The organism is Paenibacillus sp. WC2504, from assembly GCF_052682475.1.
The window spans coordinates 5,542,168-5,561,751 of sequence record NZ_JBQZFH010000001.1 but is presented as its reverse complement, the minus strand read 5'-3'; the positions used below and the strand labels follow the sequence as shown (position 1 = coordinate 5,561,751).

Sequence of the window (19,584 nt, the reverse complement as noted above, 5' to 3'; positions counted from 1 at the left end):
ACAATGGAAACGACTACGAAAGCCGTTACGCTTGGTTATGAACGTAACGCTGCCCCGCGTGTGGAATATGGTATTCAACGACTAAGAGAAGCGCTTCAAAATTGCGGTTATACCGTGCTTGAAGCAGAAGCGCCATGGACGTTGGAAAACTACCGATCCGTGCAGGGGATGAAAATTTACATCGGGAATCGCCAAGAATCGGAATTTGTGCAGCAGCTGGAAGCGCGAGACGTTTTGTTATATCACACGGAAGCTCCGGAGGGAGAAGGTTTTTATCTGGCATCTTGCCCAGGGGGCATAACGGTTATTTCCGGGGGAAGCGATTCAGGCGTTCTGTATGGCTGCTTGGAACTGGCAAGCCGAATCGGTGAGGCTCAAAAGCTGCCAAGTGACATTGCGTATGGGGATAAACCGCGTTTCTCATTGCGGGGACCGGCAATCGGATTGCAAAAAACGACCGTAGAACCCCCGCGTCAGACGTATGAGTACCCGTTAACGACAGATCGGTTTCCTTGGTTTTACGACCGGTCGTTATGGCAGGATTTCCTCCATATGATGGTTGAGCAGCGATGCAACGTCGTTTACTTGTGGTCCGGACATCCGTTTTCTTCGCTTGTGCAGCTGGAAGACTATCCTGAAGCACTGGAAGTGACGGAAGAAGAGTTGGCTTATAATCGGGAGACGTTCCGCTGGATTACCGAAGAAGCGGACCGCCGAGGCATATGGGTCGTCTTAAAGTTCTACAATATCCATATTCCGTTGCCTTTTGCGCAGAAACATGACTTGAAGCTTCATCAACCGAAGCCGCTGCCTATAACGAGTGATTACTACAAGAAATCGATCGCTGCATTCGTTCAATCTTTTCCCAATGCCGGGCTAATGGTATGCCTAGGCGAAGCGCTGCAGGGTCAAATTTATGGCGTGGAATGGTTTAACGAGACGATTCTTGCAGGTTTGCTGGAAGGCCTGAAACATTCGAACGTGAAGGAAAAACCTCCGATCATTCTGCGTTCCCATGCCATTGAACCGCAAAAAGTCATTGAGGCTGCGCTGCCGTTGTATCCGAATTTGTACACGGAAGCCAAATACAACGGGGAATCGTTGACTACATATACACCCCGGGGTAGATGGCAAGAAACGCACAACCGGCTAGGTTCCTTGCAGACGATTCACATTGTCAATGTTCATATCCTGGCGAACTTGGAGCCTTTTCGATACGGAGCTCCGTCGTTTATTCAAAAATGCATGCAGGCGGCCAAGTATCGCTTGAAAGCAAACGGGCTGCATCTGTATCCGCTATTTTTCTGGGATTGGCCGTATGCGCCGGATAAGGCAGAGAAGCGACTGCGTCAGTTGGAGCGCGATTGGATCTGGTTTGCGGCTTGGTTCCGGTATGCATGGAATCCCGATCGTGATCCCCAGGCGGAGCGGAACTACTGGATAGCTACGCTTGGGAAACGTTTCGGCAGCCTGGAGGCAGGTAAAGCGATTTTGGATGCTTATGAAGCCTCAGGAGAATGCGCGCCGAAATTGCTGCGCAGATTCGGCATTACAGAAGGCAATCGCCAAACGATGAGCCTTGGGATGACGATGAGTCAGCTCACCAATCCAGAGAGGCATATGCCTTGGCCGGATCTGTGGGAATCCCAGTCGCCGCAAGGAGAACGGTTAGACGAATTTGTCGTTAAAGAACTGAGTGGTGAATCTCACATTGGTGAGACTCCGACGGATATCATTACCGATGCGCAGAGACATGCGGAGGAAGCGCTGCTGGCGATCCAGCAAGCTAGCCATTTCGTCACTCGCAACAGGGAAGAATATGAAAGACTGGCGAGTGATATGGCTGCAATCCGTCATATGGTGCAGGCCTATGTGCATAAGGTCAAGGCTGCGATCCTGATTTTAACCTATAAGCATTCGGTCAAAGGAGAGTATTTTAACCAGGTCGAATTGCTGGAAGCGGCAGCGGTAGAATTGGCACAAGGTTTGGACAGCTACCGCGAACTGACAACGCTTACAGAGAAAACCTATTTGTTTGCTAACTCCATGCAGACGCCGCAGCGTAAGGTGCCGATTCGAGGAGGACTTGATTACAGGCATTGGAGCGCATGTTTACCTCTATATGAAGCGGAACTGGAGGCTTTCCGTCTCCATGTGCAGGAGTTGAAGTCGGGCGTGCTGCCCGAAGCGCTAAAAAATCTAAAAGCGCCAATTGTTCGCTACGCAGAAGCACCGTTCAACTTATTGTCTGAACATGCGGAATTGTATCGCGTAGAAAAAGGGGTAGAGGTTTTCACAGACGGGGATATTCACGTTGTTGGGTGTGCGGAGGAGCTGAATGGGCTTACGGGTGTTCGTTTTAGTCAAAGGCAGGCAGGCCTTCAGGGCCTAGCGATTGATATTGAACTTCATCAACCTTCGAAAGTGCTGGTAGGTTATTTTAACTCAAAAGATGATCAGTGGCTGCAAGTCCCAAGCTTGGAAGAAAACACACACGCCGATGATAGAGGCGGCTATGCGCCGATCTTGCGCAAAGGGCTGCGCTTATATGCATATCCTTCAGTCAATATCCACGCTTTCCAATATGAAGCAGGGCGGCATACGCTTGACTTCGGTAAAGGCGCTTTTCTGATCTTGGGTGTAATTCCTATCGATCAGGATATACGTCCACGTGATGTTGAACATAAAAACGACGGAATCGATACGTTGGATTGGTTGTACGAATAGACGAACAGGTGGGAGAGATCAAGTGTCAGACAAAAGTACGGCATTATGGTACGCGCAGCCAGCGAAATCTTGGTTCCAAGCACTCCCCGTAGGGAACGGCCGTTTCGGCGGCATGATGTATGGCGGTACGGATCGGGAACGCATACAGATGAACGAGGACACGTTATGGTCCGGGGAACCCAAAGAGACCGTGAACAGGGAAGCGGCCGAATATTTGGACGTCGTGCGTGAAATGATCTTTGCAGGCAAGTATGCCGAGGCAGAGGCATTGATCGAACGGCACATGGAAGGGCCGGAGATCGAATCCTACGTGCCGCTTGGCGATTTGGATCTGATTATGGAAGAGGCCGGCGAAGTTTCGAATTACCGAAGGGAATTGAATTTGGCGGAAGGCATCGCCCGTGTGCAGTATTCGCAGAATAACGCTGTTCATTCCAGAGAGTTGTTCGTCTCTGCGGTTGACCAGGTCATGGCCATTCGCTTACAGAGTGAGCGCAACATCAGCGTTAGCGCCGTATTGAGCAGTCCTTTGCAATATGAGGTCAAAAAAGTGACATGGAATCAATTGATTCTTACCGGACGCAGCCCGGTGCGAATTCTACCTAATACGGTGAAGTCCTCGGACCCTGTGCACTATGAGGAAGGAAAAGGGATCGGTTTTAACATTCGATTGACCGTAATAATAGACAAGGGCAGGTTGGAAGTTAGCGGTGGACGGATACGTGTAAGTGGTACCGGGACGGTTACTTTCCTGCTGACCGCTGAAACCAGCTTCCAAGGCTATGATAAGGACCCTGCGCTATCAGACAAACCGTCGTTACAGCTAGGGGAAGCGAGATTGGCAAAAGCGGCATCGCTCGGGTACGAGCAGTTGAAGGAGCGGCATATCAATGATCATGCCGCACGCTTTTGCAAAGTTTCGCTTGACCTAGGAGGTCAGGAAAGAAATAACCTGCCGACGGATGTCCGCATAGAAGCTATCAAAAACGGTGTGGAAGATCCCGGACTTGCCGCTTTATTTTTTCAATATGGCAGATACCTGCTGTTGTCCAGCTCGAGAATCGGTACACAGCCGGCTAATCTGCAAGGCATCTGGAATGACAGCATTCGCCCGCCATGGTGCAGCAGTTGGACGACGAACATCAACGTAGAAATGAATTATTGGCCTGCGGAAGTGGGGAATCTTGCGGAATGCCACTTGCCATTGTTCGACTTGATTGAGGACCTGCAGCATACAGGCCGGAAAGCAGCTGATGTCCACTACCGCTGCGAGGGCTGGACGGCCCATCACAATATTGATCTATGGCGAACAGCGACTCCCGTTGGAGGATCGCCAAGCTGGGCATTTTGGCCGTTGGCCGGAGCCTGGTTATGTCAGCATATCTGGGAACATTACGCTTACAGTCAGGATGAAATGTTTCTCAAGCGGGCTTATCCGGTGATGAAAGAAGCGGCACGATTTGGTTTGGATTGGTTAGTTGAGGCGAAAGATGGCAGCCTGGTTACATGCCCGTCGACGTCCCCGGAAAACTTTTTTATTGCACCCGATGGCCAAAAAAGCAGTGTGACGCAAGGCGTGACGATGGATATCGCACTCCTCAGAAATTTATTTGACCATTGTTTGGAAGCGAGCGGCATTTTATCGGATACGGATCATGCGTTTATAGGCCGATTGGAGCATGCGTTATTGCGGATGCCTCCCTATCGGATAGGCAAATATGGCCAGCTCCAAGAATGGAACGAGGATTTTGAAGAGTTTGAGCCGGGGCATCGTCATGTCGCCCATTTGGTCTCGCTGCATCCTCTGGATCAGATTACTTTACATCAGGAACCCGAGCTTGCCGCTGCCTGCAAAGTCACTCTTGAGAGACGCTTGAATCATGGCGGAGCTCATACGGGGTGGAGCTGCGCATGGATGATCAATCTATGGGCGCGGCTTGGAGAGTCGGAGCATGCGCAGCGCTTTGTGAATGAACTGCTCGCCGGGCTGCATCCGAACATGATGAATGCACACCGGCATCCGAAGGTGAAACAAGATATTTTCCAAATTGACGGAAATTTGGGGGGCGTTTCGGGAATTGCCGAAATGCTGCTGCAGAGCCATGGTAATAACGTCCAATTTCTTCCTTCTCTACCACAGAAATGGATGAAAGGTTGTGTGAAAGGGTTACGAGCACGCGGAGGGTTTGAAGTCGATATCACATGGGAGAACGGCAAGCTGCTGCGAGCAAGAATTCTCTCAACAGCCGGGAAGTCCTTCCTGCTGCGCACGGCGGAACCGGTATGCGTCATGCAAAACGGGTATGAAATCCGGATCGAGGACATTGAACCGAATGTCATCGTGTTTGGAACCAAAAAGGGACAGAGCTACGAAATTGTCCCAAGGAGTGATAGGAGATGAGTGAGATTCATCAAGTGAAGGAGTTTATTTTTAAAGACGACAGACCTTTTCTAAGCTGTCACGCCTCTACGCTTGAACGGCTGCCGGGTGGGGATATCCTCGTTGCGTGGTTCGGCGGCACCAAAGAGAAAGCCGGCGACGTCGCGATATGGACGTCACGCCGAGTGAACGGCCGCTGGACACCACCCGTCAAAGTCGCTGACGAAGAGGACGTTCCGCATTGGAATCCCGTCCTGTTTCGCAGGGCGGACGGCGTCCTGTTCCTGTATTACAAAATCGGCACCTCCATTGCCGAATGGGTAACGATGGTTATGCGCTCGTCGGATGACGGAACCACTTGGTCGACACCTGTCCCTTTAGTTGAAGGGGACAAAGGGGGCCGAGGGCCGGTTAAGAATAAGCCCATTGTGCTGCATGACGGCACGCTTGTCGCACCGGCGTCGATCGAACCGGCTTGGGATACGTTCGTTGATCTGTCCTATGACGGCGGTGAGACATGGATCCGCAGCGAAACGGTGCCTTTCGACCGCACCGCCATACTGGGAAAAGGGATCATTCAGCCTACGATATGGGAGTCTGAACCAGGAAAGGTGCACATGCTTACGCGCAGCACGGAAGGAGCAATCTATCGCAGTGATTCGGTAGACGGAGGGAAAACTTGGTGCCAAGCCTATGCAACGCAGCTTCCGAACAATAATAGCGGCATTGATTTGGTCAAGTTGGACAATGGCCATCTGGCGCTTGTTTATAATCCGACTCGCCCGGAACCCGGGAAGATCAAGGGGCCACGAACACCGCTTGTTCTGCGCTTCTCTAAGGATAACGGTCTTACTTGGGAGAATGAGCTCTTGTTGGATGAAGGAGATAAACAATACTCGTATCCGGCCATCATTGCTAACGGACTAGAACTGTTTATCACATATACATGGAAAAGGGAACGGATAGCCTTCCAAAAAATTATTTTGGATATGAGCAGGAATGACCTATATTCTGGGAATAATTACACTACTATTCTACTATGAGTTTGTTATATATTTAATAAGGTTAAAATTGGAAGAATTTTAACTTTGATAGGGGAGGATTCATTCTGACTGCTTATCAAGTGAACGAACAACTGCATGCAGGAAGGAAAACGCTTCGCACGCACCCCGGCGCTCTGCTGCTGGGTTCGACAGGAGCGAGGCTGTGGGCCGATTATTTGGAACCTGTGCCCGGCTTTTGCGGTAGATTCGATTTTATACATAAAGTTAACATTCCTATGCTGTATAGCGTAGAGAATAGTTTGATCAGCAGTTTTGAGCCATGCCGAACAGAGTGGTATCCCAGCTATTTGCTCATGGCGTTTGAGGATCACCGTCTGTCTTTGGTAGAAAAAAAGTTTATTTCATGGAATGACTGCGCCGTTTCTTGCCAGACCTGGACGAACCACAGCAGCGAAGAGCTCGTGCTGAAATTATCCACGTACGGTGATGCGTTCCAGATGCGCAGTGGCCATGTTTTGCAAGGCGAATATCAGATCCCGCATTATAGTTTCGATGTAGCTGGGGCTATAGCTGTAAGCGATCCGGCGCTGTATGAAGAAGTACGCTTGCAGCCTGGACAGTCAGGTACGTACATCATCGCAGCATCGTTTGGCATATCGGGGCAAGATGACACCCCTTTGCTCCAAGCTCGGGCGACGGCTTATACGGATGGTGGATGGACAGCCGATCAAATCATTGAAAAGCAAAACGAGGAATATCAGGAGTGGTTTGACAATGCCCCTGTGTTTACAAGCAGTGATCCGTTGCTTAACAAAACTTGGATCTATCGCTGGTTCCTGCTTCGGCATAATTTGTCTGATCCCCAATACGGCAATTTAGCTTACCCCTTGTTCTATGAGGGAAGATCCCATAAGAAAAGCAAAGAACCTTTCAGTAAAGGCGGCTGGGAATTCAGTAAACTCATTAACTTGTCCGTACCGCTTCATCTAATGGATGCCAGATGGCATCATGAAGGACGATATAGCGAAGGTCCGCTGCGCAATATGGCGGAGTCACCGGGGGAAGGCGGGCAATTCAGCTGTCTTACTGTCGATACCGTCATGCATGCATTCGCTAACTTTACTTGTTGGGCTGCCTACCAGCTATATTTGATACACCGCAATCGGGATATGGTCGTCGAGATGCTGCCTGCTTTTAAAAGCCAAATCTCAGAAGCCATTCGCGTTAACGGGAGCGGGAACGATCATTTAATGATTGAATATAAGCATACGCGAACGGGAAAAGAATATCAGCCGAGTTATTGGTATTTTCATAATTACCCTAAGAATCCGAAGGATAAAGAAACATATACGCACCTGAAAAGAGTGGATCGCACCGTCTATCACTATTTGAACACGCTTGCAGTAGCGAATATGTGCGAAATCGCCGGCGATTCGGAAGCAACGATGTACCACCAGATGGCAGACGGGATTAAGCAAGATATCCTTGAAAAGATGTGGGACGAAGAGACGGCGTTTTTCTACGATCTCCATTATCAAACGGACCAAAAAGCGTTCGTGAAAAATATAGTCGGCTTCTATCCGGCTTGGGCGCAAATCATTGATGATTCCTATAAGGGAATGATCGGGCATCTAATGAACGAACGCGAATTTAATTCGAAGTGCCCGTTTCCTTCTGTCTCGATGGATTGCCCGGCTTACTCCAAAGATGGCGGATGGATGGGTCATTTTGTAAAAGGGCGGAACGGATGCGTGTGGGATGGTCCTACCTGGCCATATACGAATTCAATCGCACTCGACGCACTCGCGAAAGAGAGCAAGCGCAGCGGATATCAATACGATTCCTTCTTCGGCCACTCACTGCGAGAGTATGCGTTTCTGCATTTTATGAAAAGAGATCTTAATCAACCCGGTCTTGTTGAGCATTACAACAGCGCCACAGGTGAACCGTTAAGTGACGAGCAGGAATATAATCATTCGTTTTTTATTGATCTGATGATCACGCATGTAGCAGGTTTCACGGTAGAAGCGGATCGAATCATTTTGGATCCACTCGATATCGGTTTAGACTTCTTTGCTCTGGATCGTGTGAAAGTGGCTGGAACGGAGTATCGCATTACATACAAGAAACCGAACGTGCTTTCAACTGTTTCTGATCTTGAGGAAGGCTATCGATTATATGTGGATGGCAAGCTAGTATTCTCCAACCAAACATTGGGTCGAATTGAGATTCCTTTAGAGGAGTTAGAGACTAAGAAGGGGGCAATCCTATCATGAGTAGATTTAACGGTGCTGTTCTGGAAGGTGGAACAGATTCAACGATTCAAGAAGCTTACCTGCCGGTTTTCCACGAAAATGATAATCATGCGGCAAATTTGCTGGAACTGGACAACGGAGATTTATTGTGCGTTTGGTTTTCCGGCAGCGGGGAAGGGAACCCGGATACGAACATCGTCATGTCGCGATTAGCGGCAGGTTCTAAGATTTGGTCGACTCCGGTTAAACTCTCTGATGACCTTGAGCGGTCTGAGCAAAATCCGGTTCTGTTTCAAGCACCGAACGGGAACCTCTGGTTATTCCATACATCGAATGAGCCTCACAATCAGAAAACATCAAGGATCGTTTACAGAATCTCAGAGGACCGTGGGGAAACATGGCGTGCTGCAGAGATTCTCTCGGATGGATTGGGGATTTTCTTAAGGCACCCTCCACTTGCTCTGAAGAACGGGGACTGGCTGTTACCGGCTTATTATTGCCGGCTTGAGGGTCATTATAGTGTAGTTTTAATAAGCTCTGATGAGGGCGCGACATGGACGGAATATGAGGTGCCCGGCAGCATTCATCGAGTGCAAATGAACGTTGTAGAGCTAGATGAAGGCAAGCTTTATGCCATGTTTCGCAGTCGCCAAGCCGATCGGATTTATACAAGCGTTTCACAGGACTACGGAAGAAGCTGGTCTGTTCCAGTGAAAAGCGAACTGCCGAATAATAATTCCTCCACGCAGCTCGTTAAGCTGTCTAATGGTCAATTGGCAGTAATCTTCAACAATTCAACGATGGAACGAGATCAGTTCCGTTGGGTTCAGCGCAAAGGGGAGTTTCGTAAGAAACCGCTCCGGACACCGCTTACGCTTGCTGTTTCGGAGGACGAAGGCCGCACTTGGCCATATGTCAGAAACGTGCAGATGGCCGATCTGGAATATAAAGATTCGGAAGTCGGGTATTCCTACCCTTCCATTATTCATACTCGCGATAATCACATTCACCTTGCTTTCTCTTATCTGCGTAAAGGAATTAAACATATCCGTATGACGTTAGATTGGGTCAAAGAGGGACAATAACCACGTTGTCAAGACGGAGCTGGGAGCACCTTTCGCGTGTTCCCGCTTGCCTTGCTGCAGATTCACATACATGAATACGTAGATCACAAATACTTGTAAGAGAAGGTGACAACTATGAATGGAAGAATCGATCATTTAAGCGGGGATTTATTTTTTGAGAATGATCTGGATATTTTTCTAAATCGTGAATTGGAATCGTTTACAACATTGCAGCATACGCATGATTTCGTAGAAATAAGTTTTGTTGGCGAAGGCTGTGGTTACCACTATATTGACGAAGAAGTGATTTATGTGAAACAGGGAGATCTATTCGTCATTCCGATTGGCACGTCCCACGTATTTCGCCCTTCTTCTCCAAAGCAGGATAAAATGCTAGTTATTTATAATTGCATCTTCCGCGTTGAACTTCTTGATAAATGGAAAAATCTGCTGCAGCAAGATTCCGTAACCTTCGACGCCATCAATAACCCAAGTCAATGTTCGGTACGTTGGTTGCATTTTCAGGATAAACACGACACCTTCTCTTTGATCGTCCAAAACATGTATAGGGAATATTTGAAAAAGAGTGCCGGCTTTGAAACGGTTTTGACAGCGCTTTTAATCCAAATGTTGGTATTGCTTCAACGTTTTGAAATGATCAATGAAACCGAAACCGCTTCCTTCCGGATGTTCGATGAAGTTGTGCATTTCATCAAGTCCCGCTATACGCACAATTTGACGGTTCAGGATGTGGCGGATTATTTCTTCCTGAGTGCAAGCCATTTTCAGCGATTATTTAAAAAATCGACAGGCCTGTCGTTTACCCAATATTTGCAAAATGTTCGTATACAAAAATGTTGTGAACTATTGAAATCGACCGATATCCCGATCTATCAGATTGCCAATCAAGTTGGCTATCAGGATATGAAGTTTTTCCATGCGCTTTTCCGTAAAAAAACAGGGGTAACACCAAGACAATATCGTCAAAACTTTCAAGAACTCGACGAATCCGATATTTCTTGTTAATTTATGGAGCTGGCCATTGATATGGAGCAGCTTTTTTTGTTTTATTTTACACAAAAGAAGAGAACTGAAAGCAGGATTCCCCCTATAACTAAGTAATCATCACCTATAATGCGTTCAAATGCGGGGTGTATAATAAAAAACAAGCGTATTGAAACCGTTATCAACAAGATGTTGATATGACCTATAGGAGGTACTGTAATGGGGCGAATTCTATTAAATCACGTGGAAAAACGTTTTGGTAAAGAGAGAGCTTATGCGGTCAGAGATTTTAATTTGGAAATTCAGGATGGCGAATTTATCGTCATGGTCGGGCCTTCCGGCTGCGGGAAATCTACGACGCTTCGGATGATCGCTGGCCTGGAGGACATCACTTCAGGGGAGCTTTACATTGGGGATAAGCTGGTCAATCATTTGCCGCCAAAAGACAGGGATATCGCGATGGTTTTCCAAAACTATGCGTTGTACCCGAACATGAGCGTATATGAAAACATTGCGTTCGGATTACGCTTGCGGAAAATGGCCAAAAACGAAATCGATCAAGCCGTCAAAAGTACGTCAAGGGTATTGGAAATCGAGCCGTTCCTGGATCGGAAGCCAAGACAATTGTCCGGTGGACAGCGCCAAAGGGTAGCATTAGGAAGAGCAATTGTCCGTAATCCGCAAGTGTTCTTAATGGATGAGCCGCTATCGAATTTGGATGCGAAGTTGAGGGTTCAGATGCGTACGGAGATTATCGGGCTCCAGAAGCAGCTTGGCGTAACCATGGTGTATGTCACGCATGACCAGGTGGAAGCTATGACCATGGGGCATCGCATCGTGGTGATGAAAGACGGCGTGATCCAACAAGTGGATACCCCTAAGCTGATCTATAACAATCCGCGAAATATGTTCGTTGCCGGATTCATCGGGACGCCTCCAATTAATTTTATCGAAGGAAAAATTTTGGAAGGCAGCGAGGGTTCGCTCGAGTTTCACACCAACCGCTATTATCTGCGGATTCCAAAGCTTCAAGCCGATATGCTGAGAAAGCACAAGAAGGTCGACAGAAACGTCATCATGGGTATCCGCTGTGAGAATATCCATCTGGATTCAGCCATTCGGGAGGCCAATCCCCATGCGCAAATTACCGGCATTCAGAAATTGAATGAATTAATGGGTGCGGACATGTATTTGTATATGGACATCGGCATGCCCAAGCTGCTCATTGCAAGGGCACAGGCCGACCATAACTTTGAAGACGATGAGAAGCTGGTTTTAACCATAGATATGCAGAAAGCACTGTTCTTTGATAAAGAAACCACTGAAAATTTGTGGTACTAGCGCGGTGCAGCGGGAGGGATGGAGTTGAAAGCGTTATTTAGAACACGGGCCGTGATGTCCTTCATGTTAGCCCTTGTATGTGTGCTGGGTCCTACACTAACAGCACTAGCTGACAACAATGGCACATTGCCTAAAGCAAGGTCCACGTCTGGAGGCGCGGAGGCTGCAGCGAATACAGCGAAAAATTTGATACCTACGTATACAGAAGTGCTTGAAGGCTGGAAAAAGAACGGCGCCAAAGAAGATCATACCGGCAGCATGACGTTATCGGCAGCAAGTTTGTCTGGAAAGTCGGCGAATGCGAACGTTGCGGTTGAGTCGTATGACGGCAAGAATAACGTCCTGGTTTGGAAAGCCAAGGGCGACGAATGGGTCGAATATGATCTCGACGTTGCACAGGGCGGACTGTATACCATTGAGATGTCGTATCATCCGTTTGTGGATTCGAGAGATCGGAAACCGATTGCACTCAGCTTAAGTGTTGACGGCGTTTCGCCCTATCTTGAATCCAAATCGCTTGAGCTGTATCGCCACTGGAAGGATAAAATGCCGATCGTCAAGGATGACAATGGCGACGAAATTCGTCCGGCAGCAAACGATATCTCAAGTTGGCAAACCTGGGAATTGCGCGATATGTCCGGGGCCTATTTAGACCCTCTCCTTTGGAATTTGACCCCTGGGAAGCATAAGATCCGCTTGGCGGGTAGCGATCCAATGGCACTGGAGTCTATTTCTTTCAAAGCGCCTGTCCCTGTTGCGGACTATGCAGCTGTAAGAATAGAGCTGCCCAAGAATGCCGCTCCTGTAGAAGCTGACCCCATTGTGATTGAAGCGGAGCAGGTTGGTTGGAAAAATGATTCTTCCATTACGCTCGCTTTTGATAATGATATTGCCAATAGCCCTTATGTTCGGGGCAAAATTAGCTACAACACGCTGGATGGAAGCCACTGGTCGACGAAAAATCAAGAAATCAGCTGGAGCTTTGATGCTCCTGCCGCCGGTTTCTACAAAATAGCGCTGCGTCAGCAGCAGTCTTTAGTTTCCAACCGGTCATCGTTCCGGACGATTATGATTAACGGGAAAGTTCCGTTTTCCGAGTTAAAAGCTTATCGATTCCCTTATGCAACCGGATGGAAAGGGAGGGAGTTAGCCAACGACGAGGGCGAGCCGTACCAGTTTTATTTGGAAAAAGGAAGCAATACCATTTCGATGCGTGTCACGCAGGCACCTCTAGTTCCAGCTGCTGTCGAAATGGATAAAGCGATTGCCACCTTGGTTAAGCTTTCCACGGATCTGCGCACATTGACCGGCGGGGTAGATGACAAAAATCGGACCTGGGATCTTAAAAAGGATTTACCTGGATTTGTTGAGCAGCTGCAGGAACTAAATGATAATCTTGCGGCAACCCGAGAACAATTAATAACGATCAATGGCCGCTCCGACGCTTTGTCCCAAGGGTTAGTGACGGTAAGCAAAGATATTGAAACGTTATTAAAGTATCCAGATGAAATTCCTTATGATGCAGGCCGGATGAATACCATGCAAGGAAAGCTGGCTGACTTGGTCAAACAGCTTAGCTCCCAACCGCTGCAAATTGACCGCATTTTCATCGTTCCGGTAGAAAAACCTTTCCCAAAAATGGAATCGACGTTTGTAGAAAAGATCGAAGGTTCGATTATCAATTTCTTCAATACGTTCAGAAGTAAAGAGGTTTCGGAAAAAACGGATGATCAAGTGCTCAATGTGTGGATGAACCGTGGACGGGATTACGTTAATCTACTGCAAAGCATGACGAATGAAATGTTTACACCACAAACAGGCATCAAAGTGAAAATCAACCTGCTTAAGGACGACAAGCTGCTTCTATTGATGAATGCGGCCGGCATGGCGCCTGATGTCGGTATCGGTTTGCCGCACGATACGCCGTTTGATTATGCCATCCGTAATGGGGTTTACAATTTAAAACAATTTCCGGATTTCGATGACGTGTATAAGCAATTCGCTCCAGGGGCGTGGATGCCGTACTTCTATGATGGAGGCTATTATGCCGTTCCGGAAACGCAGACGTTCTCCATGATGTTTTACCGGAAAGATATCTTGCATAATCTAGGGCTTAGCGTTCCGGATACCTGGGATGACATGTACCGCATGCTGCCGGTGCTGCAACAAAACGGCATGAATTTTACGCCGGTTGAACATAGCATATTTATGCAAATGCACGGCCTTGAGTACATCAAGCAGGACGGTTCCAGAACAGGCTTTAATACGGATAAAGGGTTCGAAGCGTTCAAAGAGTGGACGGATTTGCAAAACAAATACGGGATCGATCAACGAAGCGATAATTTCGTCCAGCATTTCCGTGATGGTTCCTATCCGATCGGTATTGCAGATCTGAATGGTTATCTTCAATTGACCGTTGCGGCACCTGAACTGAATGGAGTATGGGGTGTAGCACCGATTCCAGGCGTCAAGCAAGCGGATGGAACGGTTGTTAGATGGACAGGAGGCAATGGCGGCGATCAATTTGCTTCGGCCATCTTCAAACACACGAAGAAACCGCAGGAAAGCTGGGAATTCCTGAAATGGTGGATGTCGGAAGAGGTGCAGGAGAAATACGGCCTCGACTTGGAAACGCTCAATGGGGTTACGTTCCGCTGGTACACATCCAATGTAGATTCCTTTGTTAAACTGCCTTGGAAGGAAGAAGATTTGCAAGCAATTTTGGAACAGTGGAAATGGTTCCGTGAAGTGGCGAAAGTGCCGGGCAGTTACTATATGGAGCGTGAGCTTACGAACGCTTGGACCCGAACCGTTATCAACGGGGAAAATTATCGGACTTCGCTCGAAACCGCAATAAAAGAAGTCGACAGGGAAATTCAGAGGAAGATGCAGGAGTTTCACTTTGTTGATGCCAATGGCCAATTAGTTCGATCTTTGAATTTACCCGTGATTACAAAGCCATGGGAAGGAGTGGATAAGTATGTTAAAAAGTGAAGTGCAAGCGCGAGTGCTTCCAAGAACGATTCAACCGGTCAAAATACGAAAAAGTAAGCTGATATCAGCGCTGCAAACGCTTTGGGAATATCGGGTTTCGTATTTATTCATCGCCCCGTTCCTGATCTGTTTTATCATTTTTATTTTACTGCCGGTTTTGTCGGCCTTAGCGCTTAGCTTTACTTATTTTAATGCCATTGAAGCACCACGGTTTATTGGTTGGGACAATTTCCGTTATATGCTTTCCCAAGATCTCATTTTGATTAAATATGCGCTTCCCAACACGCTGTCCTTTGCTTTAATTGTAGGCTCAGGCGGCTATGTATGTGCCTTCATGCTTGCTTGGCTGATTTCGATTCTACCCGGGGTGTACCGGAAATGGTTCACACTGGCGATGTATACACCGTCTTTGGCGAGTCTGGTTGCGATGAGTATTATTTGGACGCCTATGCTCTCCAGCGACAGAATTGGTTACTTGAACAGCTTTTTATTAAAAATGAGCTTGATTAGTGAACCTGTTCAGTGGGTAACAAGTAAAGAGCACTTAATGACGTCCATGGTTGTCGTCTCTCTTTGGAAAAGTATGGGCATCGGGTTCCTCGGCATGTTAGCGGGTATTCTTAACGTGAATCCCGAATTGTACGAGGCGGGCAGATTGGATGGCATTCGCAGCCGTTTGGAAGAAGTCTGGTACATTACGATTCCTTCCACCAAACCACAAATGCTGTTCGGCGCCGTTATGGCCATCGTCGGAGCGATTCAGCTGTCGTCCATCGGAACGGCGTTATCCGGCATGAATCCGACGCCGGAATATGCGGGCCATATGATCACAACGCATATTGACGATTATGGACTAAAACGGTTTGAACTCGGCTATGCGACGGCTTTGACCGTGTGTTTGCTAACCATCGTTTATTTCGCCCAAAAGCTGAGCTGGAAGCTGTTCGGAACGAAGGGAGAAGAATAAATGAAAATTGCAGGGACAATGCGTCAATTGCACGCGTGGCGCAGGAGAGTGGGGATTCGGCGGTTGAGCCCCTTCGAAATATTTGCGGCCGTGCTTCTCGTCGCGCTGAGCATCTTCATGCTGCTGCCGATTGTATACATCATTAACCATGCCTTTAAGCCGTATCAAGAGCTGTTTATCTATCCGCCGAACATCTTTGTAAGGGAACCGTCGCTGCAGAATTTTGCTGAGCTGCTTGCCACGACCAAAGGGACGGCGGTTCCGGTCTCCCGCTATTTATTCAATAGCATTATCGTCACTGGAATGGCCGTATTTCTGATCACGATGACAAGCGCAATGTGCGCTTACGCCATTTCCAAACATAAGTTTCCAGGGCATAAGCTGGTGTTTGCAACGATTTTGCTGACGCTGGTGTTCGTACCGGAAACGGTCGAAATCCCTAAATATTTGATCATCAGCAAGCTGCATATTTTCGATACGTACTGGGGGCACGTTTTACCGCTCGTCGCCGTGCCAACCGGCGTGTTCCTTATGAAGCAATTTATTGACCAGCTGCCGGATGAACTGCTGGATTCTGCACGGCTGGACGGAGCTAAGGAACTTAGGCTTTTTATCAGTATTGTCATTCCCATGCTCATGCCCGCAGTTGCGACAATTGCGATTATCGCTTTTGACTCCGCATGGAAAGATGCCAGCACATCGACCTTCTATATGCAGGACGAGACGATGAAAACCTTCCCGTTTTATGTGGAAACATTAACGAGCGGTATGGCGAACAGCGTGGCCCGGCAGGGTGCTGCAGCCGCAGCTGCACTCCTCTTGTTTTTGCCGAATTTGATTATGTTTCTCGTCTTTCAAAGTAAGGTCATCGCTACAATGGCTCATTCCGGAATAAAATAACGACGGTTCATATAGCCGAAAAGGAGGGGATCACGAGCCTATGGCAATTGAGATGAACATGCGGGAAGTGGAGCAATGGTCACAATTCGAGCTGACGTTGAAAGGGCCGGCTGAAGGAAATCCGTTTCTGGATGTCAAACTCTCCGCACAATTTCAATACAAAAACTTTGTTGTTGAACCAGACGGTTTTTATGATGGTGACGGCACGTACCGGGTTCGTTTCATGCCCGACAAGCCTGGCATTTGGCGGTATGTGACCCGCAGTAGTGTGGAAAAACTTGACGGACAAAGCGGCGAGTTCGTGTGTACGCCGCCATCTGCCGGGAATCATGGCATTGTGCGGGTAAAAGATCAGTATTTATTCGCCTATGAGGATGGAACACCTTATCTGCCGTTCGGCACGACTTGCTATCATTGGACGCACCATGGCAGCAAGGAGTTGGAAGAGCTCACCTTGCAGACGTTGAAGAACTCGCCATTTAACAAAGTCAGAATGTGCCTATTGCCAACACGGGATATGCAGCCGCCGCTAAGGGTAGCTTTTGCCGGCACCTGCCCTGAGGATTTGGACAAAAAACAATTTAATCCGGCATTTTTCGCCCATTTGGAAGAACGTATCCGCGATCTCATGCAGCTTGGCATAGAAGCTGATCTCGTCTTATTCCATCCCTATGATAAAGGATATTGGGGCGTCGACAATATGGACCCGGATACGGATGCCTTTTATCTGCGTTATGTGATCGCCCGCCTCGCCTCGTTTCGTAATGTGTGGTGGTCGCTCTGCAACGAATATGATTTTAATAAATACAAAACGATTGCCGATTGGGATCGACTGCTTCAATTGACTCAGCGTTACGATCCGTACCAGCATTTGCGGTCCATTCATAACGGCACGAAGATGTACAAATCTTCAAGTTTATATGATTTTAGTAAGCCATGGATTACACATCAAAGCATTCAGCATTGGGATGCCGAACTGACGACGTCTTGGCGTGAAGCCGTTGCCAAACCGATTGTCATTGATGAAATCTCCTATGAAGGCAATAGTTCCCGACGTTGGGGCAATATTTCCGGCGAGGAGCTGACACACCGCTTCTGGGAGGGCTTGTCCAGAGGGGGATTTGTCGGGCATGGAGAGTCCTTCATTAACCGCGAAACGAGAGCCTGGATTTCTTCCGGAGGCAAGTTGTATGGGGAAAGTACAGAGCGAATTGCTTTTTTGAGGAAAGTGATGGAAGAAGGTCCGGCGGACTGGATGAAAGCAGCGGAAGAAGGCACGTACAAACTGCTATACTTCGGGCATCATCAGCATGCGTATAAAGTCTTGGAACTTAGACAGGAAGAATCCTACCGAATAGAACTTATCGATACTTGGCATATGACGATTACACCTTTGTCAGGCACATTTAGCGGGACCTGCAGGGTTGACCTGCCTGGAAAACCTTTTATGGCGCTTCGTATTCAAAAGGTTGGATAAAGCAGCTGATGTGGAAGGAGGAGATAAAGCTGATCTACACAAGGAATGTAGAGCGATGGGGCATTTTTGAGCTTACGCTGGAAGGTCCCTCTCTGGGGAATCCGTTCACGGACATTCAGCTTAGCGCCCGGTTTCGGAAGGGACGGAATGAAGCTTATGCCGAAGGCTTCTATGACGGTAACGGCAAGTACCGGATCCGGTTTATGCCGGAGGAAGAAGGTCAATGGCTCTTTGAGACCTCAAGTTCATTTGCGGGAATGGACCGGTTGCAGGGTGAATTTGCTTGTACCTCAGCTGCGAATACGAATAACCACGGTCCTGTGAGGGTGAAGGACTCTGTGTATTTCGAATATGCGGACGGTACACGATATACGCCAATCGGAACAACGAGTTACGTGTGGCATCTGCAAGACAAGGAAGTACAGGAGCAAACTTTGCGAACGTTAAGGGAGGCGCCTTTTAATAAAATTCGGATGTTGGTTTTCCCGAAGTCGTACCTGTTTAATGATCGGGAACCGGCTATCTACCCATTCGAAGGTTCTCCCGAATCCGGTTTTGATTATTCACGGATCGTTCCGGACTATTTCACACATTTGGAGAAGCGGGTAAAAGAGTTAGCGGAATTAGGCGTTCAGGCAGAGCTCATCTTGTTTCATCCCTACGATGAAGGACGCTGGGGATTTGACCGAATGCCGCAAGAAGCGGATGACCGCTATGTGCGATACATCGTATCGCGATTCGCAGCTTTTAGCCATGTTTGGTGGTCATTAGCGAATGAATACGATTTAATGACGCACAAGAAATTGGATGACTGGAGCCGATTATTTCGGATTGTCCAGGAATGCGATTATGGCGGCCATCTGCGGTCTATTCATAATTGCCAAACATTGTATGATTTTGGCACGCCGTGGACGACACATGCGAGTATCCAACATGCCGATGTGAAAGTGATTTCGGAATGTACCAAACAATACGGCAAGCCTGTCATGATTGACGAGTGCGGTTATGAAGGCAATTTGGATACAAGGTGGGGCAGCTTAACGCCGGAAGAATTGCTTTGCCGGGTCTGGGAAGGTACCTGCCGAGGCGGGCATGTGACGCATGGGGAAACGTATTGGAACACCGAATCCATAATATGGTGGTCACATGGTGGAGAACTGCAAGGAAAAAGCATGCGGAGGATCGAATTCTTAAAAGGAATTATGGAAGAAGCACCTGCTCAATTAGCTTATACGAGCGATAGCTATGATGCAGCGACATTGTCGGTTCGAGGCGAATATTACTTGCAATATTTTGGGCCACATCGCTTTGCATACCGTGAATTTTCATTGCCAGAAGGAACTTACCAAGTGGATTTAATTGATACATGGAATATGGTTATTACCCCGATAGAGGGTAAACATGAAGGGCGTTTTCGAATCGATTTGCCAGGAAAACTCTATTACGCGTTGCGCATACAAAAAGTTTAGG

Annotated in this window: 12 protein-coding genes; all 12 read left to right on the top strand. The window is 48.0% G+C overall.

All coding sequences use genetic code 11. The features are described 5' to 3' along the window. The first annotated feature begins 3 nt into the window (after nt 1–3). The 12 genes from ACUN27_RS24970 to ACUN27_RS24915 all read left to right on the top strand — a co-directional run bounded on the left by ACUN27_RS24970 (nt 4) and on the right by ACUN27_RS24915 (nt 19,583). Complete coding sequence (locus tag ACUN27_RS24970; protein WP_326062789.1) at nt 4–2,727, top strand: hypothetical protein; 2,724 nt, start codon at nt 4–6, stop codon at nt 2,725–2,727. Then, nucleotides 2,675–5,128 carry a glycoside hydrolase family 95 protein gene (locus ACUN27_RS24965; RefSeq protein ID WP_445559726.1) on the top strand — a complete coding sequence of 818 codons (2,454 nt, stop codon included), beginning with the start codon at nt 2,675–2,677 and terminating at the stop codon, nt 5,126–5,128. Before ACUN27_RS24970 ends, ACUN27_RS24965 begins: the two co-directional genes overlap by 53 nt. Next, nucleotides 5,125–6,150 (top strand): sialidase family protein, encoded by a 1,026-nt coding sequence (locus tag ACUN27_RS24960; protein WP_445559725.1) that lies wholly within the window; start codon nt 5,125–5,127, stop codon nt 6,148–6,150. Before ACUN27_RS24965 ends, ACUN27_RS24960 begins: the two co-directional genes overlap by 4 nt. Nucleotides 6,151–6,230: 80 nt before the next feature. Beyond that, the gene (locus ACUN27_RS24955) at nt 6,231–8,387 is read left to right on the top strand and encodes an MGH1-like glycoside hydrolase domain-containing protein (protein WP_315948755.1); all 2,157 of its coding nucleotides are present in this window, start codon (nt 6,231–6,233) and stop codon (nt 8,385–8,387) included. Then, nucleotides 8,384–9,451, top strand: coding sequence for a sialidase family protein (locus tag ACUN27_RS24950; protein ID WP_315948757.1), 1,068 nt, complete (start codon nt 8,384–8,386; stop codon nt 9,449–9,451). The genes ACUN27_RS24955 and ACUN27_RS24950 overlap by 4 nt, the downstream gene beginning before the upstream one ends. Before the next feature lie 114 nt (nt 9,452–9,565). Beyond that, complete coding sequence (locus ACUN27_RS24945) at nt 9,566–10,456, top strand: AraC family transcriptional regulator (RefSeq protein WP_315948759.1); 891 nt, start codon at nt 9,566–9,568, stop codon at nt 10,454–10,456. A 198-nt stretch (nt 10,457–10,654) separates the two neighbouring features. After that, nucleotides 10,655–11,776, top strand: coding sequence for an ABC transporter ATP-binding protein (locus tag ACUN27_RS24940; protein ID WP_315948761.1), 1,122 nt, complete (start codon nt 10,655–10,657; stop codon nt 11,774–11,776). Between the two features lie 18 nt (nt 11,777–11,794). After that, nucleotides 11,795–14,770, top strand: coding sequence for an extracellular solute-binding protein (locus ACUN27_RS24935; protein ID WP_445559724.1), 2,976 nt, complete (start codon nt 11,795–11,797; stop codon nt 14,768–14,770). After that, nucleotides 14,757–15,737 (top strand): carbohydrate ABC transporter permease, encoded by a 981-nt coding sequence (locus ACUN27_RS24930; protein ID WP_127449149.1) that lies wholly within the window; start codon nt 14,757–14,759, stop codon nt 15,735–15,737. The genes ACUN27_RS24935 and ACUN27_RS24930 overlap by 14 nt, the downstream gene beginning before the upstream one ends. Further along, entirely contained in the window at nt 15,738–16,637 is a 900-nt protein-coding gene (locus ACUN27_RS24925; RefSeq protein WP_315948767.1) for a carbohydrate ABC transporter permease, read from the top strand. 40 nt (nt 16,638–16,677) lie between these two features. Next, nucleotides 16,678–18,114 (top strand): DUF5060 domain-containing protein, encoded by a 1,437-nt coding sequence (locus ACUN27_RS24920; protein WP_445559723.1) that lies wholly within the window; start codon nt 16,678–16,680, stop codon nt 18,112–18,114. A gap of 8 nt (nt 18,115–18,122) precedes the next feature. After that, nucleotides 18,123–19,583 carry a DUF5060 domain-containing protein gene (locus ACUN27_RS24915; protein WP_315948771.1) on the top strand — a complete coding sequence of 487 codons (1,461 nt, stop codon included), beginning with the start codon at nt 18,123–18,125 and terminating at the stop codon, nt 19,581–19,583. The last annotated feature ends 1 nt before the right edge of the window (nt 19,584 follow it).

Bases quoted from the DNA above. Each gene is read 5' to 3' on its own strand.
- ACUN27_RS24970 (WP_326062789.1), top strand. From the start codon at position 4: ATGGAAACGACTACGAAAGCCGTTACGCTTGGTTATGAACGTAACGCT.
- ACUN27_RS24965 (WP_445559726.1), top strand. From the start codon at position 2,675: ATGTTGAACATAAAAACGACGGAATCGATACGTTGGATTGGTTGTACG.
- ACUN27_RS24960 (WP_445559725.1), top strand. From the start codon at position 5,125: ATGAGTGAGATTCATCAAGTGAAGGAGTTTATTTTTAAAGACGACAGA.
- ACUN27_RS24950 (WP_315948757.1), top strand. From the start codon at position 8,384: ATGAGTAGATTTAACGGTGCTGTTCTGGAAGGTGGAACAGATTCAACG.
- ACUN27_RS24945 (WP_315948759.1), top strand. From the start codon at position 9,566: ATGAATGGAAGAATCGATCATTTAAGCGGGGATTTATTTTTTGAGAAT.
- ACUN27_RS24940 (WP_315948761.1), top strand. From the start codon at position 10,655: ATGGGGCGAATTCTATTAAATCACGTGGAAAAACGTTTTGGTAAAGAG.
- ACUN27_RS24935 (WP_445559724.1), top strand. From the start codon at position 11,795: ATGGAGTTGAAAGCGTTATTTAGAACACGGGCCGTGATGTCCTTCATG.
- ACUN27_RS24930 (WP_127449149.1), top strand. From the start codon at position 14,757: ATGTTAAAAAGTGAAGTGCAAGCGCGAGTGCTTCCAAGAACGATTCAA.
- ACUN27_RS24925 (WP_315948767.1), top strand. From the start codon at position 15,738: ATGAAAATTGCAGGGACAATGCGTCAATTGCACGCGTGGCGCAGGAGA.
- ACUN27_RS24920 (WP_445559723.1), top strand. From the start codon at position 16,678: ATGGCAATTGAGATGAACATGCGGGAAGTGGAGCAATGGTCACAATTC.
- ACUN27_RS24915 (WP_315948771.1), top strand. From the start codon at position 18,123: ATGTGGAAGGAGGAGATAAAGCTGATCTACACAAGGAATGTAGAGCGA.